This is a genomic window from Streptomyces lacrimifluminis (assembly GCF_014646095.1).
GTDB lineage: Bacteria > Actinomycetota > Actinomycetes > Streptomycetales > Streptomycetaceae > Streptomyces > Streptomyces lacrimifluminis.
On the sequence record NZ_BMMU01000001.1, the window covers coordinates 144,084 to 166,800 of the forward strand.

A 22,717-nucleotide genomic window follows, 5' to 3' on the forward strand; every position below is an offset into this window, starting at 1 on the left:
CCGGCACCCGCACTCGGCACCACAGACACACGACGAAGCCCAGGTCCGGTCCCTCCGGCCTGGGCTTCGTCGTCCGTCTGTGCCGGCCCATGTACAACCAGGTGTCGCTCGCTTCGGCGGCCGGTGCTCGTGTCTGTGCCTGGGAGGGGGCGGCATAATCCGGGGCGTGATCCTCACCGCGCGACAGCTCGCCCTGGCCACCCTGGACCGTCAACTCCTGCTGGAGCGTCAGCGCCTCGACGTGGCGGAGGCGGTCCGGCGGGTCTGCGCTCTGCAGGCGCAGACACCGGCGTCGCCGTACCTGGCGCTGTGGAACCGCCTGCGGGATTTCGCGCCCGAGCAGCTCGACGCGGCGTTCGCGGACCGCCGGATCGTGAAGGCGTCCCTCATGCGGATCACGCTGCACGCTGTCCACGCCGAGGACTACGCGTCCTACCACGCGGCCATGCTGAGCACTCTGCGGGCGTCGCGGCTGTACGACCGCCGCTTCACCTCGACAGAGCTGACCCACGCCGACGCCGACGAACTGCTCCCGGAACTTGCCGGGTTCCTGGCGCGACCCCGTACGGGCGCCGAGGTGGAGAAGGAGGTCACGGCGAGGTTCGGCGAGCAGGCACACCGCGTGTGGTGGGCGCTACGGACGTACGCGCCGATACATCATGTGCCGACCGGCGGCCCGTGGTCGTTCACGCAGCGGAACACCTACCTCGCCTCCCCCGTGGCCCCCGGGCCCGCGACACAGGACGCGGCAGCCGGGGTGCGGCGGCTGTTGCTCTCCTACCTGCGGGGGTTCGGGCCCGCGTCGGCCCAGGACTTCGCCCGGTTCACCTTGCTGGGGCGCCCGGTGATCACCCAGGCGCTGCACGAGCTCGGCGACCAGGTGGTGCGGGTGGCAGGTCCGGGCCGCGCCGCCCTGTTCGACCTGGCAGGGGCGACCGTGCCCGCCGAGGACACCCCGGCGCCGCCGAGGCTCCTGCCGATGTGGGACAGCACGCTGCTGGCCCACGCCGTACCCGGGCGGGTGATGCCCCAGGAGTACCGGCCGCTGGTCGTCCGGCGCAACGGCGACATGCTGCCCTGCCTGCTCGTCGACGGGCAGGTCGCCGGGGTGTGGCGCGCGGTCGAGGGTGGGCTGGAACTGACCACCTTCCGCACACTCGGCAAGGCCGCGTGGCAAGGCCTGACCGAGGAGGCGGAGAAGCTGTCCGCGCTGCTCGCCGACCGCGATCCAGCTGTCTACCGGCGCTACGGACACTGGTGGGACAAGGGGTTTCCCGGTGTCGAGACCAAGACAGTCAAGGGAGTCAATGGAGTCAAGGGCTGACCGCTTCGCGCGGACGACGGTCAGTCGGCGTAGTCCTTGAGCTTCTCGGTGTCGAGGGTGACGTTCACGGGGGCGGGCAGCTCGACCACGGCTCCGTACGGGTACGACGGGTTCTGCTGGTAGATCCCGTTCTTCGGCTCGCTGTACACGACCAGGGTGTCGTTGTCCCGGTCGATCAGCAGGTAGACGGGGATGCCCGCCTCCGCGTAACCGCGCACCTTGTCGATGCGGTCGCGTCGGTCGGTGTCGCGGTCGTGGGAGGTGACTTCGACGACCATGAGGACACCGTCCGGCGAGGCCCAGTTCTTGTCCTCGGCGATGAAGTGATCCAACGGCGCCAGCGCGGCATCCGCAGTGGCGTTCCCTTTGCGGTAGGCGCCGATCTTGAGATCCTGTTCGTGGTACATGGCCAGTTCGGGGCGCAGTTGCATGAACAGCCGAATGAGCCACACCACAATGGCCCTGTGGCGATTGTCCGGTAACGGCTTGACCTCTAGCTTTCCGTCGATGAGTTCGAGCTTCACGCCCTCCGGAGCCCTGCGGGCGAGCTCTTCGAAGTCCTCGACCTCGATGTGATCGCCCTTGACGTACAGCCGTCCGTCGAGGAATTCGAGCTGTACGTTCTCGGGGGCCTTACCGGCCAGCTCTTCGAAGTCCTCGCGGGACATCTGCGGGCGCCTGGTGCCAAAGGTCATGGTGGGCTCGCCTCCTTCCCACCATGGTGCCCCGGAGCGGTGTCTGCGCACTGTTGGAGCGCTCATACGCGTGGCCTTTCTCGGCGTCGGTCGATCAGCGCCGCGCGGGTCGTGGCGGCATAGGCGTGGACTGCTGAGGCGGCGACCGGTGCGGAGGGTGCCCGAGGCGGAACGGTCTCACCCCGGCACTCCCCGCACACGCCCCCCGCCAACGCCTCCGCCCGCCCCGGCACCCCGCACTTCGCGCACTCCAGCATGCGCAGTGGTGGCCGTACGGCAGCGGGCTCCGGCGGGAGTTTGCTGGTCAGGCGCCCGCGGATCAGGGCGGCCGGGTGGTGGACCGGGGTCGGCAGGCCGGCGGTCAGGGCATGCCGTACGGACTCCTCGTTCGCCCCGCGCTCGAACCACTCCGCGACCAGCGGGGCCAGCGCCGCGCAGTCCGCCTGGGAGAGGGACAGCGCGGGGGCGGTACGGCCGAGAGCGGCCAGCAGGATGAACGCGCGGGAGCGGGTCGGGCGGCTCCGCTGCTCCGCCGGGGACTGCGCCTCGTACTCCGTCGGTACGTCGCCCCGGGTGAACGCCGCCCACCAGTCGTCGCCCCGTGCCGTGCGCGTGAACCACGTTCGGGTGATCCAGAGTTGGCTGCTGGTGCCGGTCAGGTGTTCGCGGCCCCGGCGCAGGTGGCCCGCCTGGTGAAGGTTGTTGAGAGTCGTCCGGAGAGCGCACTGGCCGTACGGGAGGTGCTTGGCCAGCGTCTTCACGGAGATGTCGGCTCCGCCGGGCAGGCGATCGATATACGCGGCCACGGCTGCTTCGCGCGGCGGCAGATGCGCGAAGTCGTGGTTCGTGCGGGGGCGTTGGTCGGGGGCGTCGCGCTTGCCGTAACCCGGATTGGCCATCGGATGGGGCGGGGTCGCGTGCGCGGGCAGGACGGCAGCACTAAAGTTGGCTTCAGCCACGGGATCGCTCTTTTCGATCTCGGAGGTCAGACCCCCGCAGGTGTTCCAGCACCTGGCGGGGGTTGTTTGTTTGCTATTTCGGCACGCTAGCTCCTTGTGACTCTGCGTGGCAAGCCGAACGCGTCAAGTCAACACGCGGGGTGGGTGGGTGGGTTGAGACCCGCCTCCCAATCCTCAGAAAGAGGGCTCGGAGCTGGCCGCTTGAGCTTCGGGGCGCGCGGCGGGGCCAGTTTCCCTAGGGGCGCTTGACGTTGTCGACGAACGCCCCCCACGCCTCCGCCCGGAACGCGAGCTTCGGGCCCTGGGGGTTCTTGGAGTCGCGGACGGGGACGAGGGCGGGGTGGCCGTCGGCCACTTCCAGGCAGTTGCCGCCCTCGCCGCCGCTGTACGTCGACTTGTGCCAGGTGGCCGTGGTCAGGGCGTGCTCAAGAGTGCTCTTCTCCATGCTCGTAATCCTGCGCCACCGACTCGATCAGGGCCAGTGAATCTTGCGGCGAAAGTGCCGCTGCCTGGAGGAGGTTGAACGTGAGGGTGTGGCGGGCGACCGTGGCCGGGTCGTCCAAAAGCTTTCCCATGTTCGGGCCCTCGACGAAGGAGAGAGGCGGTGCGTCGTCGAACTCCATGAGCTTCAGGGAGCCGGTCATCGAGGCGTGAGCCCCGGCGCCGAACGGCAGCACCTGCACGATGATCCGGTGCTGCCGGATCAGCGCTGCCACGTGCCGCAACGCCTCCGCCATCACTGCCGGACCGCCGACCACCCTCCGGAGCACCGCCTCGTCCAGAACCGACCACAACAACGGGGATGTTGGGTTGTCGAGGAGGCGTGTGCGGTCTAGGCGGCTGGCCACGTCTTCGTCGATCTCGGCGTCTGAAGCCGTCGGCTTGTAGGCACGGAACACCGCCGCCGCGTATGCCTTTGTCTGCAGCAACCCGGGGATGAGGAGATGGGAGTGCTCCCTGATGGCTGTAGCCGTCTCCTCGGCCTCCGCCGCCTCCGCGAAGTGGTCCGGGTACTTCGACTTGGCCAGCGCGGCGCAGTTGCGCTCGAAGAAGTCCTTCGTGCCCAGGATCTGGTCTATCTGCACGGCGTACTCGTGCATCATCCGCCGAGTACCGGCTTCCATCTGCCCGATGAACGAACCGCTGACGAAGAGTGGTCGGCCCAGTTGATCCTGGCTCAGGCCCGCCGCCTCGCGGGCATGGCGCAGCTCGGCGCCGAGGAAGGCACGGGGTGAGGAGGAGGGGTCGAGGTCCTTCGAACCTGCCATGGCGGCAACTCCCTGTCGGACACATGGGGTTGTTGGGGTGTCGTCTCTGGCCAGGTTAGACACCTGACCGCCACGCTGTGTGGAGAAAGCGAACACTCAGAGTGGAGAGGAATGAGCGGCGTGACGGAGCTGATGTCGGACGGGCGGCTGCTGACGACCGAGGAGATCGTGGCGCGGTTGCGGGCGGTGCTGGAAGGGGTCGGGGTGGCCCTCCCGTCGCTGGGGGTCGACCCCGTGAGCGGGGCGAGCAGTGAGCCGTTCGCGCTGGTGGCCCTCGGGCGCTGCAACGTCCGTACGGCGACGCGGCTGGCCGTCGTGCTGGAGGGCGTGGCCGCCGGTGGCGATGAGGGTGCGTGAAGTGGCGTACGCCCTCGATGTGCGTGACGGGCGGATCGGCGAGGTCATGGGGCGCGAGGGCGGATACGTGCAGCTGCGGCCCGTGGGCGGCGGGTGCGAGTGGGACTGTCCGCCGGAGGCGTTGGGGGAGGCGGCGCCGGGGGATGTGCTGCTGGCGCGAGTGCGGCGGGTCAATCGGGAGGGGCGGCTGCCTTGAGGAGGGCTGGGGCGAGGGTGGGGACGGACGAGGGTATGTACAGTCACAAGGGAGACGGTGACCTTTTATGTACATCGCGGGAGGCCGAGATGTCCCTGACGCACATCGAGATCGATGACGAGGCGCTGGAGACGGCGAAGCGCCTGGGCGGGCACAAGACGAAGACCGCCGCGGTGGCGAAGGCGTTGGAGGAGTACAACAAGCGGCTGAACCGAGCCGCTGCCTACGACAGGTTCATCGCCCTCGCTCAGGACTGGGACGTCGAGGGTGCCGAGGCCGCGCATCGTGCGGAAAAGGAGGGCCACGCCGAGTGACACGCTATCTGCTGGACTCCTCCGCGCTCTGGCGCATCATGCGGGACGGATCGCTGGCTGGGGCCTGGCGCGAGGTGGCGGCCGACGGTGACATCCGTTCGTGCTACCCGCAGCGCGCCGAGTTCCTGACGTCGGCGCGGAACCTCGACCAGTACGAGCAGTTCCGGGTTCTGTTCGAGGAGATCTACGAGGATGTCGCCATCCCGAAGAGCGCCTCCCACTGGATCGGCCGAGTTCAACTGCGCGCTGCCGAGAAGGGCGCCCACCGCGCGCTGTCCGCCGTCGATCTCCAGATCTGTGCCACCGCCGCTCACCACGGTCTGGTCGTTCTGCACGACGACGCCGACTTCGTGACCGTCGAGGGCCTCGCGGGCGAGCTGCGGCAGCGCAATGTGCGCCAAGGGCCGCTCTGAGCCGGACCGGAGATGAGGGCGGGGCGGGGCCGAGGCAGGTTTATGCCCGCGTCGCCCATCAAGCGCCGGCTGCGTTGGGCCGTAGGGCCTCGATCAGGTCAGCAGAGGCGGCCGGTGTAGAACGCGCCGTCGATCTTGCTGCTGCTGCCGAGCCAGGTGTCGCCGGGGGCCACACACTTCTCGTAGTTCGGGCCCCACACCTCGACCTCGATGATGATGCGTGAGCCGTCGCCCGTGCAGTGGTTGTAGTACGCGTCGCTGCCCGTCTCGTAGAACCCGCAGGGGTTCGCGGCGGCGGTGGCCGCAGGCGTGGCGACGGCGAGAACCAGGGCGCTGGTCAGGGGGGCGACGACGGCGAGGGCGGTCGTCAGGAAGCGGCGGACGTTCAAGAGGGTCTCCTGGCAAAGGAATGATTCGGACACCCGCAGCATTGACGATCACCGGCCGCCGATCCGGCCACATTGCCTCGCACGAGGGACCTGGTTCACCCGGTCGTGTGGATCAAGGTTTGCGGTCCCGCTGTCCGAGATGTCAGAGGTTCCCCATCGGTTCGATGTCCACCTTCACCGGTGTGCCCCAGATGCGCAGGACCTCGTAGTCGGTGAACTCGTGGACCAGGCGGTACGCGATGCCGGGGCGGGGGGCGCGGCGCTCGGCGGAGAGGTAGCGCTCGGCCTCCTGGCGGTCGCGGCGCGGGGTGCCGCAGAGCTGCCAGTTCTGGCCGGTCCAGACCTCGGGGATCCAGCGCTGCTGGGACTCGGGGCGGTCGGCGCGTACGCCGTAGCGGGACATCGTGCGCTCGGGGGGTGCTGATTCCGGGTCGGCGTGGCGGGCCTGCGGGTAGGTGCCGTTCTGCTGGGAGCGCCGGGCGCTGCGACGGCGCGTCTCGCAGAGCAGGCACAGGTCGTTCGCGCTCTCGTCGACCGGGCCGTTGGGGTGCTCGGCGCAGCGGGTCGTGGGGGCCGCCCCGGCCACCGTGTCGTCCAGGATCGCCAGGGCCCGCTTCAGGTCGGCCTTGATCTCGTGCAGCTTCGCGTCGGCGGTGTCGCCGCCGAGCGCGTCCCCGTGCTCGCCGAGGACACGCAGGGCTCGCCCTAGGGCGGTCAGCTGGGCGTGGTTCACGGTGGTCGTCGTCCCTTCGGCGTGCGTGCGTACGCGCATGTGCGTGTGCTGAGCGGAGCGGAGCGGTCAGCGGTCTCAACCGTCGCACACGCCACTGACAACGCGGGCGCGAGTGCGCGTATGCCGACGGTCCGATTTGGGCCTACGCCTCGAACTCCGTCAGGTCGATCGCGTGTACGAGCAGCTGGTGGCCGTACACGGGGTGGGTCGTGTCCCGCTCCTCCGTCAGGCCCAGCTTGCGGATGATGTTCTCGGAGGCGTCGTCGCCCCCTCTGCTGATGCTGATCACGCGGTCCAGGCCGCGGTCCTGGAGGGCGAACTCCAGGGTGGCGTGGGCGGCCTCGGAGGCGTACCCCTGGCCCCAGAACGGGGAGCCGAGCAGCCAGCTGATCGCCACGTCGTGCGCCACCTCCGGCAGGAACGCGGGCACGGACAGGCCGACAGCGCCGATCAGTTCACCCGAGGCGAGCAGTTCGACGGCGAAGAGGCCGAAGCCCTCCTCGTCCCACTCCTCCTCCCACCGCTCGATGGCCTCCGCCGTGTACTCCAGGTCGCGCACCGAGCCGTCGTCGATCCAGCGCATGACCTGGGAGTCCGCGAGGATCTCCGACAGGGGCACGAGGTCGTCGTCGGTCCAGCGGCGGAGGAGGAGGCGGGGGGTGTGGATCTCGGTCATGGCGTCCATCCTGCCCGACGGCCGAACGCGCCCACGCATCAGTGTCTCAGTGCGGCAGTGCGGCAGTGCGTCAGTGGGATGCCGCTGCCAGCGCCGCGCGCAGGTGGCCGTCGTTCTCCGCGAGGAGGCGGGCGGCCGTCGGGCCGTCGACCGAGCCGAGGACGACGAGGATCGCGTTCTTCGTCTCCCCGTCCGCCGCCGCGAGCGCGGCCTCGATCTCCTCGTCGCCCGCGCCGGTCGCCAGGGCGACGATCCGGCGGGAGCGGGCCCTGAGCTTCTCGTTCGACGCCCGTACGTCGACCATCAGGTTCCCGTACGTCTTGCCGAGCCGGATCATCGTGATCGTCGACAGCATGTTGAGGACCAGCTTCTGGGCCGTGCCCGCCTTGAGACGCGTCGACCCGGTCAGCAGCTCTGGTCCGACGACGACCTCGATGCCGTGCTCGGCCGCCGCCCCGAGCGCGCTGCGCGCGTTGCAGGACAGGCCGATCGTCAACGCGCCCAGCGCGCGGGCGTGTTCGACGGCGCCGACCGCGTACGGCGTGCGGCCTGACGCGGAGACGCCGACCACCGTGTCCAGGGCGGTGACGCCGAGCGCGTCGAGGTCACCGGCCGCCAGCTCCTTGGAGTCCTCGGCGCCCTCGACGGAGGTGACCATGGCCTCGGGTCCGCCCGCGATCACGCCCGTGACCTGGGCGGGGTCGGTGTTGAAGGTGGGCGGGCACTCGGAGGCGTCCAGCACGCCGAGCCGGCCCGGCGTGCCCGCGCCCGCGTAGACCAGCCGGCCCCCGCGGGCCATCCGGGCCGCCAGGGCGTCGATCGCGGCGGCGATCTCCGGGAGCCGTTCGGCGACGGCGGCCGGGACGGTCGTGTCCTCGGCGTTCATCAGCCTGGCGATGTCGAGAGTGGGAAGCTGGTCGATCTCGGCCAGCTCCGGGCGGAACGCCTCCGTCGTCAGCGACTCCAACTCCTCTTTCAGGGCACGGTGGTTGGAGGAGGCGTCAGCGGTTGAGGTCATGGCGTGCGGCTCTTTCGGATCTTCCGGCGCGACGGTGTGACGGTGCGGCTACCGGTGTTGCGGCTGTCGGTGTGCTGCCCGGACGCGGAGACGCCCGGGCGCGGGCGGGCCTAGCGGCGCGATGTCGTGCCGCTGTTGCGCGGGGTGTGGCGGTGGGCGAGGGCCTCGTAGGAGGCGGAGAGCGCGGGAGCGGCCGTCTCGTACGTTCGCTGTGCCACGCCTATGAACAGGCAGTCCACGACGAGGAGTTGACTGGTGCGGGACGACATCGCCGCCGGGCGCAGTTCGCTCTCGCGGGCCGTGGAGGTGGTCAGGATGTGGTCGGCGTACTGCGAGACGGGCCCGTCGGGGCGGCCGGTGATCGCGACGGTCGTGGCCCCGCGCTCGAAGGCGACGCGCAGCGGCTCGATGACGTCCCCGGTCGACCCGGAGTGCGTGATCGCGACGGCGACGTCCTTCGCGCGCAGCTGCACCGCGTTGGTGACGGCGAGGTGCGGGTCGCTGTGGGCGTGCGCTATCAGCCCTATGCGCAGCAGCTTCTGGGTGAGGTCCTGGGCGACCAGACCGGAGGCGCCCACGCCGTAGATGTCGATGCGACGGGCGGCGGCCAGCGCGCTGACGGCGGCGGACAGCTGGGCCATGTCCAGCCCGGCGGCCGTGTCGGCGAGGGTCTGCTGCTCGTCGTACGCGAGTTTCGCCACGACGTCCGCGATCGGGTCGTCGACCGCGATGTCGGCGGTCACGGCGGGGGAGCGCCCCGACTGCTGCTGGGCGGCCAGGCCCGCGAGGGCGAGGCGCAGGTCGCGGTAGCCGGGATAGCCGAGCAGCCGGGACGTACGGACGACCGTCGCCTCGCTGGTGCCGGTGAGTTCGGCGAGGCCGGTGACCGTCAGTGCCGCGCAGCCGGCCGGGTCCGCGGCGACCGCCTCGGCGACGCGCTGCATGGAGCGGGTCATGGAGGGCGCCAGTGTCCGCACCTTGGCGGCGAGGGCGGCGGGCGCGGGAGGGGTGACACCCGGGAGGCCGCCGGGCTTCCCGGAGGTGCCCGGTGTACCTGCCGCACCTGCCGCACCCGCTGTACCGAAAATTTCCTTCACGTCTCGGCTCACATCATGAAAGATATTTTCCATTCGGAGGTACGGTCAAGAGTGCGCACAATGGGTGCATGACCTCCACCGGCGACCCCAGTCCCCCCGTCACCCCACTGGAGCAGGCGTTGCACGCGGCACGTGCCCTGGTACTCGCCGACCTGGCCGCGCGCGAGGTCGCCGAGGCGGATGTCGTCTCGATGGTCGAGGAGTCGGTCGTCCAGCGCCGCTGGTGGGTCGAGCAGTGGCCGGACGGCGCGGGGTATGTGGCCGGGCTGGTCGCCCAGGACGTCCAGGACTCACTGCTGGAGACGTACGGCCGCTGGCCCCTGTGCCCGGTCTGCGGCGGCGGTGATCCGCACGCCCTGGAGGTGGAACCGGAGTTGGGCCCCGATCCGCAGTGGGTGTGCCACAAGGCGGGGGTGCGGGTCGCGGCGGTGGGGGGACTGGGCGCGACCTCGGGCGGGACGCCGTCGTCGTGACGATCTACATCGATCCGCCGGTCTGGCCCGGGCACGGCCGCCTGTGGTCACACCTCGTGAGCGACGTCTCGTACGAGGAACTGCACTCGTTCGCGGGGGAGTTGGGCGTACCCGAGCGGGCCTTCGAGCGCGATCACTACGACATTCCGTCGCATCGGTACGGGGATGTGGTGGCGGCCGGGGCGGTGGAGGTCAGCAGCCGCGAGGTGGTGCGGCTGTTGCACGGGGCGGGGCTGCGCAGGCGGAAGGCGGCGCGCGAGCCGGGCGGGCCGGGCGGGCAGGTAGAGGCGGGCGGGCCGGGTCGGCCTGGTCGTCAGCCGCGCAACTCGTAGGCCCGGAGGCCTTCTTCGTCGGGTTCCGCGCTCACCGGCACGAACCCGACGCGGGCGATCACCGCCTGGGACGGGGCGTTCCGCGGCTCGATGGTCGCGAACAGGGACCGTACGTCGTCCCGGGCCAGCGCCCACTCCGCCAGCGTGCGCAGCGCCTCCGTGGCGTAGCCGTTGCCGCGGGCGGCCTCCGCGAGGTCGTAGCCGACCTCGGCCTTGCCCTCCTCGTCGGGGGCGCCGTGGAAGCCCATGCCGCCGACCGCGCGGTCGTCCTCCCGCCGTACGAGGACGAACAGGCCGAACTCCGGGCGGTGTACGCCCGCCTCGTACGCCTTCGTCGTCATCCCGGCGGCCTCCCGCGTGCCCTCGAAGGGGCCGCCCTCGATCCAGTCGAAGCCGCCGGTGCCGCCCGCGCTCAGATCGGCGGCTGCGGCCGGGGTGACACCCTCCAGGCGGAGCCGTTCGGTGTCGAGGACGAGGTTGTTGCTCCAGCGCCACTCGGTGACGTCGGCCCGGCCGGTGAGGCCCGCGCGGCCGGTCGCCCAGAGCAGGGTCCGCCAGTGGTCCGGGCCGGGCCGGACGTGCGGGAAGATCCGGGTGAGGACGAACTCCGCCAGATGCGCGGGCGGTTCGTACGGCAGCCCCAGCCCCTCGGCGACGTCGTGGGTGTGCAGCAGCACTTCGGCGACGCCCATCGCGGCGAAGCCCTCGCGGTTCGCACTGCGGAAGGGGGCCGGGTGGAAGGCCCGCACGTCACGGGGTGCGGTGCGGACGGCGGCGGTGAGCAGGGCGCCGGTCGCGGTGATGACGTCGAGGATGCCTCCGTTGACGCCCGAGTTGTCGGCGGGGGCCAGGCCGTCCGCACTGCCGAGGGTGATGTCGAGGCGGGCGTACGGGCTCTGTGTCCGCCCTGCCAGCCGCGCGGCGTAGGTGACGAGGTCGGTGACGATGTGCTCGGCGGTCTGCCGGCAACTCCACTCCAGTTGCCCCGCGTTGGTGTCCGCCCAGTCCCGGTCCACCACCGGCCGCAGCAGCGCCACCGCGCTCGCGACAGCCTCGTCCACTTCGTTCCCGCCCGTGCTCAGCATGCGGCGAGGATAGGGGGTGGGGTGCGGTGACGGACACGGATTAAATCGGCGCCGAGTCCGTTTCGAGCCGGTTCAGCTCCGCCGCGATGTTGGCGCGTGCCGGTTCCTCCCAGTGCCGCGTGCCGTACGGCGTCCGGAACAGCTGTGGCAGGGCGAGGAGTTGGCGCAGTACCGCTGCCCGGCCTTCCCGGAAGGCGTCCGCCGGGACGAAGGCGTACTCCTCGCGGACGGCGGCCGTGTACGCGGCGTACGTGTCCTGGGGCGCGGCCAGGATCGCGAGGTCCGCGTCGCACAGGACCTCGCCGTTGCGGTCGCCGGGCGCGGGGGCGTGAGTGACGGTGAGGCGGACGAGGCGGGCTACCTCGGCGGTGCCCGCTGCCGAGACACCGGCCTCGGGGAGGGCACGCTCGGCGAGCCGGGCGGAACGCTCCTCGTTCTCGGAGCGGTCCGGGGCGTACACGGCGTCGTGGAACCAGGCGGCGAGGCGGACCAGGGCCAGGTCGGGGGCGAGGTCCGGGGCTGGTGTGTCGGCCTGCTCCGCTTCCAGTACGTCGATGTGGTTCAGGACCGCCGTGAGGTGGGTGAGGGTGTGGTAGCGGCGCTGGGGTTCCTGGTAACGGGCGAGGAGGTTGTCGGCGTAGGGGGTGGGGTCGGGAAGCTCTTCGGCGTCGCCGGGGGTGACGCGGGCTGCTTCCAGGGTCCGGGTCCAGCGGGCGCGGAGGGTGGCGAGGGCGTCCGGGGCGGCGGGGTCGGCTTGATCGGGCATGCGGGCATTCTGCCGTCCGGGCGGGGTGGGCCGTGGGGTGGGAGGCGTGACGGTTTCGGTGGGTGTGTGAGCGGGGGTGGGGGTGGGCTTCTGGGTGGGGTGGGGTGGGGTGGGGCGGGGCGGGTGAGTGACGGGGGCGGGGCTCCGGCGTACTCTTGGATTGGACTAGACCTGTAGTCGCTTCAACGTGAAGCCAAGGGCAGCCAAAGGCAGTCAAAGGCAGTCAAGGGCAGTCAAGGGAATCCAAGGGAAGGGGTCCGATGAGCCGGCGCGCAGTGCTGGAGGTGATCGCCCTCGGTGTCGAGGACGCCGTCGCCGCCCGGGCCGGAGGGGCCGACCGGCTGGAGCTGGTCACCGACATGGCCGCCGACGGGCTCACCCCGACCGTCGCGGCCTTCGCCGGGATCCGGGACGCCGTCGACATCCCGCTGCGGGTGATGCTGCGGCTGGCGGACGGGTTCGGCGCGGGGGATGTCGATCGGCTGGCCGGGGTCGCCGGGGAGTTGCGGGGGGCGGGTGCGGAGGAGTTCGTGCTCGGGTTCCTGGGGGCGGACGGTGGGGTCGATCTCGCTGCCGTCGAGCGGGTCGTGGGGGAGATCGAGGGCTGCCGGTGGACGTTCCACCGGGCGATCGACCACGCCGTCGACCGGGATGCGTTGCGCAAGCAGCTCGATGGGCTTCCGGGGCTCGACACCTACCTCACGGCGGGTTCGGCGGCCGGGGTCGATGACGGGCTGCCTACGTTGCTCGCGGAGGCGGCGCGGGGTGGGGAGCCGGGGTACGAGCAGCGGCTGCTGGTGGGGGGCGGGCTGCGGTTGGAGCATGTGCCGCGGCTGCGTGCTGTGGGTGTGGACGCGTTTCATATCGGGGGTGCGGCTCGGCCGGAGGGGTGGGGGAGGCCGGTGTCGGTGGGGGCGGTCGCGGAGTGGCGGGGGGTGCTGGACGGGGGGTGAGGGGGCGTGTCCGGGGGTGTTTTCTCGCCCCCGCCGCCCCTACCCGTCCCATCCTGTCCCTGGGGGCTGCGCCCCCAGACCCCCGCTTCGGCCCTGAAGGGGCCTCGTCCTCAAACTCCCCCAGAGGGGGACCCCCAGACGGGCTGAAGATGCCTGGGCCCGTGCTGAATAGATGCGGTGAACGGGCGGTTGGGTGGGAAACAACGGATGCGCTGAACCGGCCGGACGGCTGGAAATGCCGCCCGGCGACGGTCGTTCAGGGGCGCCTGGCGAACGGGCCGAGACGGGTGGGTGGGAAAACAGCCGTCAGGCCAGTTCCCCCGGCAGCGCCGCCGCGTGCACCACGATCAGGCCCGACACCGCTCGGGTCAGGGCCACGTACAGGCGCCGTAGGCCGGTGCGTTCGTCGGGCTCGGCGTCCACCACGGCCCGGGGTTCGTCCAGGACCACGTAGTCGTACTCCAGGCCCTTCGCCAGCGACGCCGGGACCAGGGTCAGCCGGGTCTCGTGCGTCGTCTCCTCGCCGGGGGACAGGTACCCGATGCCCGCCTCCCCCAGCGCCTCCGCCAGCGCCGGGATACGGGTGTCCGCCGCGATCAGTCCCGTCGAGCCCTCGTTGCGCAGCAACTCCTCACAAGCGGCCACCACTTCACCCGCGTCGTCGCTGATCGGCCGCACGTCGAAGAACCCAGGGTTCTCACGCACCGACGCCACTGGGGTCAGACCCGGCGCGATGTGCGGCAGGAGGCGTGAGGCGTACGTGATGACGTCCGTCGGGACGCGGAAGCCCGCCGTCAGTTCCTCGACCACCGCGTCCGGCTTGCCCAGGTGGGCCAGAGCCTCGTCCCAACTCCGCGTCGCCCAGGGCGTCGTACCCTGCGCGAGGTCGCCGAGGACGGTCGCCGAGCCGGTCGTGCAGCGCCGGCCCACCGCCCGGTACTGCATCGGGGAGAGGTCCTGCGCCTCGTCCAGGACGACATGCCCGAGCGAGTGCGTGCGCTGGACGAGGTCCGTCGTCTCGTCGATCAACACGGCGTCCGCGGCCGACCACTTGGCCGCCTTCACCGACCGTACGGGCTTGGCCCAGAGGATCTCCTTCTGCTCGTCCTCGTCCAGGATTCCGGCCGCGTGCACGGCGAGGAAGTCGGCGTCGGTGAGCAGGCGCAGGACGAGTTTCGCGGGGTCGACCGGCGGCCAGACGGCCTTCACGGCGGCCTTCACCGCCGCGTTGCGGGCGACGGAGTCCTGCACACGGTCGTCCGGCGCCTCGCCCGACCGTTCCATCTGCACCAGCACGGCGTGCGCGATGCGCTGCGGCAGGGCCTCGCGGGCGGCGCCGTAACGAATCCCACGGTCCAGCAACTCCCGGACGATGACTTCGAGTTCGTACGCCGGGACGCGCCAGCGCCGTGACCCTCGTACGACCATCACGGGTTCGGTGGGCAGCGTCACGTGGGAGTAGACCGCGCTGCGGAGGACGTCCGCCATCCTCGCGTCACCCTTGACGATCGCCGCCGGCGCGTCGTCCGTGCCGCGCACCTCCACATGGGCCACCAGGTCGTCGACGGTTGCCTGCTTGACCTCCAACTCGCCCAGCGCGGGCAGCACTTGCTCGATGTAGTGGAGGAAGGAGCTGTTCGGCCCGATGACGAGGGTGCCGGTGCGGGCCAGTCGGTCACGGTGGGCGTAGAGGAGATAGGCGACCCGGTGCAGACCGACGGCCGTCTTCCCGGTGCCGGGGCCTCCCTGCACGCACACCGAGCCGCCCAGCCCGCTGCGGACGATCTCGTCCTGCTCGGGCTGGATGGTGGCAACGATGTCCCGCATCGGGCCCACGCGCGGGCGCTCGATCTCCTGCTGGAGCAGTTTGCTGGTCGCCGCCGACTCCGTGGGGTCGGAGAGGTGCTCGTCCTCGTACGCCGTGAGGTCCCCGCCGGTGTACCCGAACCGGCGGCGCAGGGCGACATCCAGCGGGTCCGTCTTCGAGGCCCGGTAGAACGGCTGGGACACCGGCGCACGCCAGTCGATGACCATGGGGTCGCCGTCGGCGTCGTGGACGTGCCGGCGCCCGATGTAGAACTGCTCGCCCTCCGCACCCTCGGCCTGTTCGGCGCCGGGCGCGTGCAGGTAGTCGAGGCGGCCGAAGAACAGCGGGGTGTGACTGAGGTCGGCGAGGGCCCTGATCCGCTCCTCGATCTGGCGGGAGAGGACCGCCGCGTTGACCCAGTTCGCGGTGACGTCCTTGATGTCGAGCGACTCCGCGTCCTCACGCATCGCGCGGAGGGCCGCTCGGGAGGCGGAGAGATGGGAGCGCTCGCGGCCGAGCGGATCGTCGGACATCGGGTTGCCGGACATCGGGTCGTCGGAAACGGGAACGGGGCTGGACAAGGCGGTGCCTCCGGATACCTGCTGCGTACGCGTGCGTACCTGCTGCTGGGTGTGACGTCGAGAGCCGACCGGTTTCCGTCCGGGCGGCGGCGCTCCACGACGGGAGGCGGGCAAGAGCGGAGATCCTAGGGGACGGGAGGAGGTGGAGGCCAATCAATTTCGGCGCCCGGTGACGAGTACGTCGGCGCGTACGGCGTTCGTCATCCCCTAGGGGGCGGACTCCACCTTCCTATGGGGGAGACGTCCACCCGGAGACGTACGGGGCGACGACGGAGGTTCGACCCGCAGGCCGATGGCATGGGCGGCCCCGGGAGCAACCATGGATACATGAGCGCAGCAGCCTTCACCCCCGCGTCCGTAGCCTCCATGGCTTCCGTCCGCTCCGGCGCCACCCCCGTGCGGGGCGGCCACCGGCACCCCTTCGGCGACGCCCTGCGCGCCGTCAAGGTGTTCGCCGGTGCGGCCCTGAGCGTCGTACTCCTCGGCGAGTACGGGGAGGAGGCGGGCGTGCGCCGCAAGTGAGCGGCGTACCCCCCTCAGCCCCGGACCTCAGCCCCGGACCTCAGCCCCCGGACCTCAGCCCTCCCCGGACCTCAGCCCCCGAGCCCCCGCCCCTCAGCCCTCGGTGCCTTCCGCGCCCTCGGCGAGCAGCTCGTCCGCGTCCATGATCCGGTACGCGTATCCCTGCTCCGCCAGGAACCGCTGGCGGTGCGCGGCGAAGTCCTGGTCGAGGGTGTCCCGGGCGACCACCGAGTAGAAATGGGCCTTGTGCCCGTCGGCCTTCGGCCGCAGTACGCGGCCCAGCCGCTGAGCCTCCTCCTGCCGGGACCCGAAGGTGCCCGAGACCTGGATGGCCACGGTGGCCTCCGGCAGGTCGATGGAGAAGTTCGCGACCTTGGACACGACCAGCACACTGATCTCGCCCTGGCGGAACGCGTCGAAGAGCTTCTCGCGCTGCGAGTTCGGCGTCTCCCCCTTGATGACGGGCGCGTCCAGGTGCTCGCCGAGTTCGTCGAGCTGGTCGATGTACTGGCCGATGACGAGGATCTGCTGCCCGGCGAAGCGTCGCACGATCGCCTCCGTGACCTTGCGCTTGGTCGCGGTGGTCGCGCAGAAGCGGTACTTCTCCTCGGTCTCGGCGGTGGCGTACGCGAGCCGCTCCGACTCCGTCAGGTTGACCCTGACCTCCACACAGTCGGCGGGCGCGATGTAGCCCTGCGCCTCGATCTCCTTCCAGGGCGCGTCGAACCGCTTCGGCCCGATGAGCGAGAAGACGTCCGACTCGCGCCCGTCCTCCCGTACGAGGGTCGCGGTCAGCCCGAGTCGCCGCCTGGCCTGCAGATCGGCGGTGAACTTGAAGACGGGCGCGGGCAGCAGATGCACTTCGTCGTAGATGATGAGCCCCCAGTCGCGGGAGTCGAACAGCTCCAGGTGCGGGTAGACGCCTTTGCGGCGTGTCGTGAGCACCTGGTAGGTGGCGATGGTGACGGGCCGGATCTCCTTGCGCGTCCCGCTGTACTCGCCGATCTCCTCCTCGGTCAGCGACGTCCGCTTCACCAGCTCGTGCTTCCACTGCCGGGCCGAGACCGTGTTCGTGACGAGGATGAGCGTGGTGGCCTTCGCCTGGGCCATGGACCCGGCCCCGACCAGCGTCTTGCCCGCCCCGCACGGGAGGACGACCACTCCGCTCCCGCCGTGCCAGAAGTTCTCCACGGCCTGCTGCTGGTAAGGGCGCAGCGCCCATCCGTCCTCGGCCAGCTCGATCGCGTGCGCCTCGCCGTCGACGTACCCGGCGAGGTCCTCGGCCGGCCAGCCCAGCTTCAGCAGCACCTGTTTGATCTGCCCGCGCTCGGACGGGTGCACGGCCACGGTGTCGGGGTCGAGCCGGGCGCCGACGAGCGGGACGATCCGCTTGGAGCGCAGGATCTCCTCCAGCACCGGCCGGTCGGTGGTCGTGAGGACCAGCCCGTGCGTCGGATGCTTGGAGAGGGTCAGCCGGCCGTAGCGGTCCATCGTCTCGGCGATGTCGACGAGCAGCGCGTGCGGCACCGGGTAGCGGCTGTACTGCACGAGCGCGTCGACGACCTGTTCGGCGTCGTGCCCGGCGGCCCGCGCGTTCCACAGGCCCAGCGGGGTCACCCGGTAGGTGTGGATGTGCTCCGGCGCCCGCTCCAGCTCGGCGAACGGCGCGATGGCCCGACGACACTCGCCGGCCTGCTCGTGGTCGACCTCAAGGAGCAGGGTCTTGTCCGACTGGACGATGAGTGGACCATTCACGTACGTACACATCCCTTCCGTACGGCCTACGGCCAAACGTCCAGTGTGCCCCATCGCCCGGGTTGCCCCGGGGCCGGAGCCGGATACGAAAGCACACCGATCGGACCGCCGCCCCGCCCGACTCCCGGGCCGAGCAGGAGCACACCACCTGGTACGGACTCACCCGCGACGCCGTCGACACGCTCCTCGGCAGCGGCGGACTCCTGCCACCCGGCCGCCGCTTCACCGAGGAGATGCGCCGCGCCCTCGCCCGGTCGCGAGAGGCCCCGGGCAACCATGAGCGCCCTCCGAGTATCTGAACAGGCGGGCCCGCGCGGTGCGCGCGGGAAGGGAGGAGGCCGCGGTGACGTCCGTACGCGTCTGGGGGCCCGGTGCCGGAGCCGTGGTGGTACTGGCGGCCACCGGGGTGTGGGCCATGGGGGCGCAGGAGGTCGACCCCCGGCTGTGGGGTGAGGTGCGGCCGGTGATCGAGACCCGGCTGGTGGCCGACGCGCGGGGGAGCGGGTACGGGGAGACGGTGGCCGGACTCCGGGCGCGGTGGTTCTGCCGGGCGGAGGCTCTGGAGCTCGGCCGCGAGGACGACGGCGTCGTGCGGGCCGGCGTCAACACCCTGTGCATGGAGTACGGGGTCCGCGGGGGCGCCCTGGTGGAGTGCGGCGGTGCCCGGTACCCGCAGGTGCTGCGGCTGGAGCGGGAGGCCCACGGCGGCTACCGGGTCGTGTCGCGGGAGGAGCCGCCGGACGGTGCCGGGTACGCGGAGTGGACCGAGGACCACTTCGGCTTCTACGCCGAGTCCGGCGCCGACGGCACGATGTCGTCCACCGCCCTGGAGACCGCCGCCCGAACCCACTTCGGCCTGCCCGCCGACGCCCGGGTCGCCGCCTGCTGACCGGGTCGCTCCGGCGGCGGCTTGGGGTGCCTACGGCTGGTCCTCCACCAGCTCCGCCACGCCCGTGACCCGGTGCAGCGGATACGTCCGTACCTCGTCCGCCGTGTGGTCGTACGCCGTCACGAAGCCGCCCTCCACGCGGATGGGGGCGATGACGCGCTGGCTGGCGGCGCCCTCGGCGTTGACGTAGCCGATCCACACCGCCTCGCCGGTCATCACGGCGGCCTGCATGGTGGCCAGCGTCTCGGCGGGGCCGGTGCGCGGGAGGTCGCCGGTCGCGGCCGGGGTGTCCGTCGGCTTGCGCGGGGTCGTCGCGGCCAGGTCGCCCGCCCTGATCGCGCGGATCGCCGCCGAGAGGAGTGTGGTGTCGGGGGCCGGGGGGCCGTCCGGCACCGGGTCCGGGGCTGTGCGGGGCGGGGTGCGGTGGGCGTGCGCGCGGGTGATCAGGACGTCGCCCTCGGCGGACTCGGCGGCCGGTGCGAAGCCCATCGCGCGCAGACCGTCCAGGAGCGTCGCCGGGTCGGCCTGGGCGGCCAGCACCGTGGGCGCCAGGCGCCGCAGGCGCAGGTTCGCGGACCGCTTGTCGGCGAGGATCTCGCTGAGCACCGCGTCGTCGTCGCAGCGTACGTACGCCGAGGCCGCGCCGATCCGCAGGTGGCCGTGCCTGCGCGCCACGTCGTCGATGAGGTAGGCGAGGGGCTGCGGGACCGGCGTACGGGAGTGGGCGGTCAGGAAGTCGTGCAGGTCGGAGGCGGAGCGGCCGGCGTCCAGGGCGCGGCGTACGGAACCCGGGGTGAAGCGGTAGACCGTCGCGCCGCCCTTCGACTCGACGTCGGCGAGCACGCCGAGCATGTCGGCCAGCGGGCGCTTGAGGGGGCCCGGGGCCACCGCCGTCAGATCCGCCTGGAGGAGGACGTGGTCGAGCGGCTCGGGCAGGAGCGGGGTGAGCAGCCGGGCGGCGGTGGCGGAGGCGACGGCCTGCTCGGACGCCGAGAGGGGTTCGAGGGCGTGTGCGTGGGGGTGTGCGTGGGGGTGGGGGTGGTCGCGGTGGTGCACCGGGAGTTTGTCGCCGGGGCCGGTCGGCTCGGCCGCCTTCACCGGCGCGGCGGGGGCACCCAGCAGCGCCCGGCCCTGGGACGACAGGGCCCCCCGTCCCGTGACGCCCAGCGACTCCGCCTCGGCCAGGGTCCAGCGGGCGAGCCTGGTGCGCAGGTCCTCGTCGCCCTCCCGGTCCTGCTGCGGGCCGCGCGTCGGACGCTCCCAGTGCAGGCGGGCCAGCACGGACTCGACGGTCGGGGAGCTGCCCTCCGGGAGGGCGGCCAGCAGGGCCAGCACCCGGTGCCGTACCTCCGGCGCGGCCGACCGGTCCAGGCCCGGGCCGAGGGCGGACAGCGTACGGTCCTTGGCGTCCCGGCCGCCGATCACTCCGGGCGTCCGGGTCGCCGTCAGCCATGCCTCCGCGAGCCGCGCCCAGCGCTGCGCCGAGGGCCACTCCAGCCACTCGTCGTACGCGGGGGTCGCCGCGTACCGTTCGTCGGCCTCGCCGTCGGACGCCAACAGGCCTGCCGCGTAGGCGAGTTCGACCCAGAAGGCGGCCACCGGCTCGGACACGTCCAGGGCGACGGCCGTCCGCTTGAGGTCACGGACGCTCAGTCCGCCGGCCCGCAGCACCGCCGGGCCGCCCTCGTCCCAGTCCTTCAGCAGCTCCTCGACGGTCGCGAGCGCGGTGTACGCTTGCCCGGCCGCCGCGTTGTCCACAACCTGTGGACGATGGGTCGCCGCGTGCTCGATCCCGGGCGGCAACGGCTCGGTCGTGCGGTGCGCCAGGCCCTCGCGCAGGTGGAGGGCCACCTCGCGCGGCAGGACGACCGTCCCGGGCGCCGTGGGCAGGAGCAGCCCCCGGTCCAGCAGCCAGCGCAGGTGTGCGGCCGGGTCGGCGGTGACCTGCCCGTAGGGCGGCCCCCAGACGAGGCGTCGCAGTACGTCCACGGAGTCGGGGGAGGCGCTGCCGAGCAGCGCGGCCATCCGCTTCCGGTCGGTGAACAGCGCGGTCAGCGACGCCACCGCGCTCACCGCGTCGTGCGTCGACGTGAGCCCAGCCGCCGCCACGATCTCCTGGACCCGGCCCGGCGACATCCCCGCCGTCGCCTCCGCGACCGTCGGACCGAGCCCCGTCGGTGACGGATGCTGCGGCGAGGGCGCCAGCAGCTCACGGGCGGTACGGACCAGACGCAGCCGGTCCGTCCCACCCCACACCAGCGCCTGCTCGCGCAGCACGGTGAGGGCGCGGGGCAGCGCGGCGGTGACCGCCGGATCGGCGGCGTCGCCCGCGAGGAGGGCCAGCAGATCGTCGTACGCCGCCGGGTCCGGGGCCACGGCCAGCGCCTGTGCCGTCTGGAGCGTGAACCGGTCCAGGCGCTCCAGGGCGCGCACGACCGACGCGCGGGTGCCGGCGCGGGTGGCCAGCTGGGTGAGGTCGGTGGGGACGGGGGTGATGAGGTCCGGACGGGTGCGCAGCAGCGCGGCGAGCGATGCGTCGTCGCGCGCGCGAAGCGCCTCCGCGAGGGAACGCGGCGCCGGTGTCTCCTCGGTGCTCATCCCGCCCACGGTAGCGGGTGGGTGCGGTGCGGTGTCTTTCGTCGGTGCGGGGAGTTGGTGTGGGCGTTGCTGGGGGCGCCGCCCCCAGACCCCCGTTCGCGCTGAACGCGCTCGTCCTCAATCGCCGGACGGGCTGAGGGTGCAGGCCGGCGCTGGAGAGGTACCGCCCATGCTGGAAGAGGTGCCGCCGTGCTCGATAGGTGCCCCCATGCTCGATGGGTGCCCCCATGCTCGATGGGTGCCCCCATGCTCGATGGAGATGCCGGTAACGTCTGGCTTCGTGGGTATCGAGAGCGACCAGGTCGTCTACGAGTATCTGAGCAGGGTCGGAGACCTGGCCCAGCAGCGGCAGTTGCCGTCCGGTGACCGGATGCGCCTCGTCTCGGGGCTGCGTGAGGAGATCGACCGGCGCCGCGCCAGGGCCACGGTCGACAGCCCGGCCTCCGTACGCCGCATCCTCGACCGCATCGGCACCCCGGACGAGGTCGTGGCCGGCGCGGGCCCCGGCCCCGGCCCCGGTGCGCCCGAGGCACCGCGGGCCTCCGTACCTGTACAGCGCGACCGCGAGGAGCCGCAGCGCAAGGGCAAGGGGCTCGGGCGACTCGTCCCGCACCCGCGCCCGGCGGAGGCCGGCAAGGGCAAGGAAGCGGACGCCGCGGAGGCGTTCGCTCCGTTTCCCGTGGACGGCGACCCCGCTCCGCCCCATCTCGCGGGTACGGACGAACTCGGGGACGCGGACTGGTGGCTGGCGGGCCGCAGGGGTCCGCTCACGGACACGGACAGCCTCCCGGCCGGGTTCGTCGGCGGGGTGGAGATCCCCGACCTCCTCAAGCCGCCTCCCAGGCCCCAGAAGCCACAGCCGAAGCCGGCGGACGAGGCCGTCGAGCCCGACGCGACCGATTCGGCCTCGGAAGGGGATGCCGAGGAGCAGATCGCCGAGGCACCCCGTCGGCGGCCCCGGCTGCGCCTCCGCCTCCCCTCCGGCAGCTGGAGCAACCCGCTGCTGCTCCTCGCCGCCGGCCTGCTCGTCGCGGGAGCGGTCCTCGGCAACGTCTACGCCCTCCTCGTCGGCTGGGCCATCGCCTACGCCTCCCGCCGGCTCTCCCAGGCCGAGACGAAGTGGGCGGTCGTGTACCTGCCCGGAGCGGCGGTCGCCGCCGGTGTCGGGTGGCTGTGGGGGCGTACGCAGGGCCGCTGGGGCGACCCCATCGCCGAGGGCCACATGAACGAGGCCCTCAGCCAGACCTGGCCGTGGGTGGTGAAGGGCGCCGCGATCGTCTCCGCCCTGTTCCTCGCCTGGCGCTCCCAACGCCGACGCTGACCGCCCTCGCACTGGCTGCCTTCGCGTTCTCGGCCTGCGCGCTGGCTGCCCCACGCTGACCGCCCTCGCGCTGGCTGTCCTCGCGTTCTCAGCCCTCGCGCTGGCTGTCCTCGGGCTGGCTGCCTTGGCGCTCCCAGTCCCCGCGTTCTCAGCCTGCGCGCTGGTGCCCTCGCGTCTCCAGCCCGCGCGCCTCCAG

General features: G+C 72.0%; 26 protein-coding genes. 12 read left to right on the top strand and 14 right to left on the bottom strand.

The window, feature by feature from the left end; genetic code table 11:
* Window positions 1-166: 166 nt before the first annotated feature.
* Window positions 167-1,324, top strand: coding sequence for a winged helix DNA-binding domain-containing protein (locus IEY89_RS00715; protein ID WP_189145223.1), 1,158 nt, complete (start codon window positions 167-169; stop codon window positions 1,322-1,324).
* Between the two features lie 20 nt (window positions 1,325-1,344).
* Here IEY89_RS00715 and IEY89_RS00720 read toward each other — a convergent pair whose 3' ends face one another.
* The 4 genes from IEY89_RS00720 to IEY89_RS00735 all read right to left on the bottom strand — a co-directional run bounded on the left by IEY89_RS00720 (window position 1,345) and on the right by IEY89_RS00735 (window position 4,246).
* The gene (locus IEY89_RS00720; protein WP_189145224.1) at window positions 1,345-2,019 is read right to left on the bottom strand and encodes a Uma2 family endonuclease; all 675 of its coding nucleotides are present in this window, start codon (window positions 2,017-2,019) and stop codon (window positions 1,345-1,347) included.
* A gap of 62 nt (window positions 2,020-2,081) precedes the next feature.
* On the bottom strand, window positions 2,082-2,918 hold the full coding sequence (locus IEY89_RS00725; RefSeq protein WP_189145661.1) for a hypothetical protein: 837 nt from the start codon (window positions 2,916-2,918) through the stop codon (window positions 2,082-2,084).
* A 295-nt stretch (window positions 2,919-3,213) separates the two neighbouring features.
* Window positions 3,214-3,423, bottom strand: coding sequence for a DUF397 domain-containing protein (locus IEY89_RS00730; RefSeq protein WP_189145225.1), 210 nt, complete (start codon window positions 3,421-3,423; stop codon window positions 3,214-3,216).
* Window positions 3,404-4,246 (bottom strand): helix-turn-helix domain-containing protein, encoded by an 843-nt coding sequence (locus IEY89_RS00735; protein WP_189145226.1) that lies wholly within the window; start codon window positions 4,244-4,246, stop codon window positions 3,404-3,406. The genes IEY89_RS00730 and IEY89_RS00735 overlap by 20 nt, the downstream gene beginning before the upstream one ends.
* Before the next feature lie 111 nt (window positions 4,247-4,357).
* Here IEY89_RS00735 and IEY89_RS00740 point away from each other — a divergent pair, with 111 nt between their 5' ends.
* The 4 genes from IEY89_RS00740 to IEY89_RS00755 all read left to right on the top strand — a co-directional run bounded on the left by IEY89_RS00740 (window position 4,358) and on the right by IEY89_RS00755 (window position 5,526).
* Window positions 4,358-4,603, top strand: a complete 246-nt coding sequence (locus tag IEY89_RS00740; RefSeq protein ID WP_189145227.1) for a hypothetical protein — start codon at window positions 4,358-4,360, stop codon at window positions 4,601-4,603.
* On the top strand, window positions 4,590-4,799 hold the full coding sequence (locus IEY89_RS00745) for a hypothetical protein (protein ID WP_189145228.1): 210 nt from the start codon (window positions 4,590-4,592) through the stop codon (window positions 4,797-4,799). The genes IEY89_RS00740 and IEY89_RS00745 overlap by 14 nt, the downstream gene beginning before the upstream one ends.
* 89 nt (window positions 4,800-4,888) lie before the next feature.
* Window positions 4,889-5,113 carry a type II toxin-antitoxin system VapB family antitoxin gene (locus IEY89_RS00750; protein ID WP_189145229.1) on the top strand — a complete coding sequence of 75 codons (225 nt, stop codon included), beginning with the start codon at window positions 4,889-4,891 and terminating at the stop codon, window positions 5,111-5,113.
* Entirely contained in the window at window positions 5,110-5,526 is a 417-nt protein-coding gene (locus IEY89_RS00755; RefSeq protein ID WP_189145230.1) for a PIN domain-containing protein, read from the top strand. Before IEY89_RS00750 ends, IEY89_RS00755 begins: the two co-directional genes overlap by 4 nt.
* Window positions 5,527-5,624: 98 nt before the next feature.
* Here IEY89_RS00755 and IEY89_RS00760 read toward each other — a convergent pair whose 3' ends face one another.
* The 5 genes from IEY89_RS00760 to IEY89_RS00780 form a co-directional block, all read right to left on the bottom strand.
* Window positions 5,625-5,915, bottom strand: coding sequence for a DUF6355 family natural product biosynthesis protein (locus IEY89_RS00760; protein WP_189145231.1), 291 nt, complete (start codon window positions 5,913-5,915; stop codon window positions 5,625-5,627).
* Window positions 5,916-6,057: 142 nt separating this feature from the next.
* Window positions 6,058-6,648 (bottom strand): hypothetical protein, encoded by a 591-nt coding sequence (locus tag IEY89_RS00765; protein WP_189145662.1) that lies wholly within the window; start codon window positions 6,646-6,648, stop codon window positions 6,058-6,060.
* Window positions 6,649-6,790: 142 nt separating this feature from the next.
* Window positions 6,791-7,324 (bottom strand): GNAT family N-acetyltransferase, encoded by a 534-nt coding sequence (locus IEY89_RS00770; RefSeq protein WP_189145232.1) that lies wholly within the window; start codon window positions 7,322-7,324, stop codon window positions 6,791-6,793.
* A gap of 70 nt (window positions 7,325-7,394) precedes the next feature.
* Entirely contained in the window at window positions 7,395-8,342 is a 948-nt protein-coding gene (gene murQ / locus IEY89_RS00775; protein WP_189145233.1) for an N-acetylmuramic acid 6-phosphate etherase, read from the bottom strand.
* Window positions 8,343-8,452: 110 nt separating this feature from the next.
* Window positions 8,453-9,451, bottom strand: a complete 999-nt coding sequence (locus IEY89_RS00780) for a MurR/RpiR family transcriptional regulator (RefSeq protein WP_373287179.1) — start codon at window positions 9,449-9,451, stop codon at window positions 8,453-8,455.
* Between the two features lie 56 nt (window positions 9,452-9,507).
* On the opposite strand from IEY89_RS00780, the gene IEY89_RS00785 reads away from it, so the two are divergent.
* Window positions 9,508-9,912, top strand: coding sequence for a DUF8819 family protein (locus tag IEY89_RS00785; RefSeq protein ID WP_189145235.1), 405 nt, complete (start codon window positions 9,508-9,510; stop codon window positions 9,910-9,912).
* The gene (locus IEY89_RS00790) at window positions 9,909-10,244 is read left to right on the top strand and encodes a DUF4031 domain-containing protein (RefSeq protein ID WP_189145236.1); all 336 of its coding nucleotides are present in this window, start codon (window positions 9,909-9,911) and stop codon (window positions 10,242-10,244) included. The genes IEY89_RS00785 and IEY89_RS00790 overlap by 4 nt, the downstream gene beginning before the upstream one ends.
* Here the strand turns inward: IEY89_RS00790 and IEY89_RS00795 are convergent.
* On the bottom strand, window positions 10,226-11,329 hold the full coding sequence (locus IEY89_RS00795; protein WP_189145237.1) for a GNAT family N-acetyltransferase: 1,104 nt from the start codon (window positions 11,327-11,329) through the stop codon (window positions 10,226-10,228). The genes IEY89_RS00790 and IEY89_RS00795 overlap by 19 nt on opposite strands.
* Before the next feature lie 40 nt (window positions 11,330-11,369).
* Window positions 11,370-12,095, bottom strand: a complete 726-nt coding sequence (locus tag IEY89_RS00800) for an HD domain-containing protein (protein ID WP_189145238.1) — start codon at window positions 12,093-12,095, stop codon at window positions 11,370-11,372.
* Window positions 12,096-12,355: 260 nt separating this feature from the next.
* Between IEY89_RS00800 and IEY89_RS00805 the strand changes: the two genes are divergently transcribed.
* Window positions 12,356-13,048, top strand: coding sequence for a copper homeostasis protein CutC (locus IEY89_RS00805; RefSeq protein WP_189145239.1), 693 nt, complete (start codon window positions 12,356-12,358; stop codon window positions 13,046-13,048).
* Window positions 13,049-13,354: 306 nt separating this feature from the next.
* Here the strand turns inward: IEY89_RS00805 and IEY89_RS00810 are convergent, their stop codons facing one another.
* On the bottom strand, window positions 13,355-15,403 hold the full coding sequence (locus IEY89_RS00810; protein WP_189145663.1) for a HelD family protein: 2,049 nt from the start codon (window positions 15,401-15,403) through the stop codon (window positions 13,355-13,357).
* A 360-nt stretch (window positions 15,404-15,763) separates the two neighbouring features.
* On the opposite strand from IEY89_RS00810, the gene IEY89_RS00815 reads away from it, so the two are divergent.
* Window positions 15,764-15,958 carry a hypothetical protein gene (locus IEY89_RS00815; RefSeq protein ID WP_189145240.1) on the top strand — a complete coding sequence of 65 codons (195 nt, stop codon included), beginning with the start codon at window positions 15,764-15,766 and terminating at the stop codon, window positions 15,956-15,958.
* A 93-nt stretch (window positions 15,959-16,051) separates the two neighbouring features.
* On the opposite strand, the gene IEY89_RS00820 is transcribed toward IEY89_RS00815, so the two are convergent.
* On the bottom strand, window positions 16,052-17,713 hold the full coding sequence (locus tag IEY89_RS00820; protein WP_189145241.1) for a DNA repair helicase XPB: 1,662 nt from the start codon (window positions 17,711-17,713) through the stop codon (window positions 16,052-16,054).
* 62 nt (window positions 17,714-17,775) lie between these two features.
* On the opposite strand from IEY89_RS00820, the gene IEY89_RS00825 reads away from it, so the two are divergent.
* Together IEY89_RS00825 and IEY89_RS00830 are read left to right on the top strand one after the other, a co-directional pair.
* The gene (locus IEY89_RS00825) at window positions 17,776-18,012 is read left to right on the top strand and encodes a hypothetical protein (RefSeq protein WP_189145242.1); all 237 of its coding nucleotides are present in this window, start codon (window positions 17,776-17,778) and stop codon (window positions 18,010-18,012) included.
* Between the two features lie 44 nt (window positions 18,013-18,056).
* Complete coding sequence (locus tag IEY89_RS00830; RefSeq protein WP_229694979.1) at window positions 18,057-18,602, top strand: hypothetical protein; 546 nt, start codon at window positions 18,057-18,059, stop codon at window positions 18,600-18,602.
* 30 nt (window positions 18,603-18,632) lie between these two features.
* On the opposite strand, the gene IEY89_RS00835 is transcribed toward IEY89_RS00830, so the two are convergent.
* Window positions 18,633-21,200, bottom strand: coding sequence for a helicase C-terminal domain-containing protein (locus IEY89_RS00835; protein WP_189145243.1), 2,568 nt, complete (start codon window positions 21,198-21,200; stop codon window positions 18,633-18,635).
* Between the two features lie 280 nt (window positions 21,201-21,480).
* Between IEY89_RS00835 and IEY89_RS00840 the strand changes: the two genes are divergently transcribed.
* A complete protein-coding gene (locus IEY89_RS00840) occupies window positions 21,481-22,521 on the top strand; it encodes a hypothetical protein (RefSeq protein ID WP_189145244.1) in 1,041 nt (346 codons plus the stop codon).
* Window positions 22,522-22,717 lie beyond the last annotated feature (196 nt).

Bases quoted from the DNA above. Each gene is read 5' to 3' on its own strand.
- IEY89_RS00720 (WP_189145224.1), bottom strand. From the start codon at position 2,019: ATGACCTTTGGCACCAGGCGCCCGCAGATGTCCCGCGAGGACTTCGAA.
- IEY89_RS00795 (WP_189145237.1), bottom strand. From the start codon at position 11,329: ATGCTGAGCACGGGCGGGAACGAAGTGGACGAGGCTGTCGCGAGCGCG.
- IEY89_RS00725 (WP_189145661.1), bottom strand. From the start codon at position 2,918: ATGGCCAATCCGGGTTACGGCAAGCGCGACGCCCCCGACCAACGCCCC.
- IEY89_RS00815 (WP_189145240.1), top strand. From the start codon at position 15,764: ATGAGCGCAGCAGCCTTCACCCCCGCGTCCGTAGCCTCCATGGCTTCC.
- IEY89_RS00735 (WP_189145226.1), bottom strand. From the start codon at position 4,246: ATGGCAGGTTCGAAGGACCTCGACCCCTCCTCCTCACCCCGTGCCTTC.
- murQ (WP_189145233.1), bottom strand. From the start codon at position 8,342: ATGACCTCAACCGCTGACGCCTCCTCCAACCACCGTGCCCTGAAAGAG.
- IEY89_RS00805 (WP_189145239.1), top strand. From the start codon at position 12,356: ATGAGCCGGCGCGCAGTGCTGGAGGTGATCGCCCTCGGTGTCGAGGAC.
- IEY89_RS00785 (WP_189145235.1), top strand. From the start codon at position 9,508: ATGACCTCCACCGGCGACCCCAGTCCCCCCGTCACCCCACTGGAGCAG.
- IEY89_RS00730 (WP_189145225.1), bottom strand. From the start codon at position 3,423: ATGGAGAAGAGCACTCTTGAGCACGCCCTGACCACGGCCACCTGGCAC.
- IEY89_RS00745 (WP_189145228.1), top strand. From the start codon at position 4,590: ATGAGGGTGCGTGAAGTGGCGTACGCCCTCGATGTGCGTGACGGGCGG.
- IEY89_RS00740 (WP_189145227.1), top strand. From the start codon at position 4,358: ATGAGCGGCGTGACGGAGCTGATGTCGGACGGGCGGCTGCTGACGACC.
- IEY89_RS00750 (WP_189145229.1), top strand. From the start codon at position 4,889: ATGTCCCTGACGCACATCGAGATCGATGACGAGGCGCTGGAGACGGCG.
- IEY89_RS00800 (WP_189145238.1), bottom strand. From the start codon at position 12,095: ATGCCCGATCAAGCCGACCCCGCCGCCCCGGACGCCCTCGCCACCCTC.
- IEY89_RS00770 (WP_189145232.1), bottom strand. From the start codon at position 7,324: ATGACCGAGATCCACACCCCCCGCCTCCTCCTCCGCCGCTGGACCGAC.
- IEY89_RS00810 (WP_189145663.1), bottom strand. From the start codon at position 15,403: ATGTCCGGCAACCCGATGTCCGACGATCCGCTCGGCCGCGAGCGCTCC.
- IEY89_RS00835 (WP_189145243.1), bottom strand. From the start codon at position 21,200: ATGAGCACCGAGGAGACACCGGCGCCGCGTTCCCTCGCGGAGGCGCTT.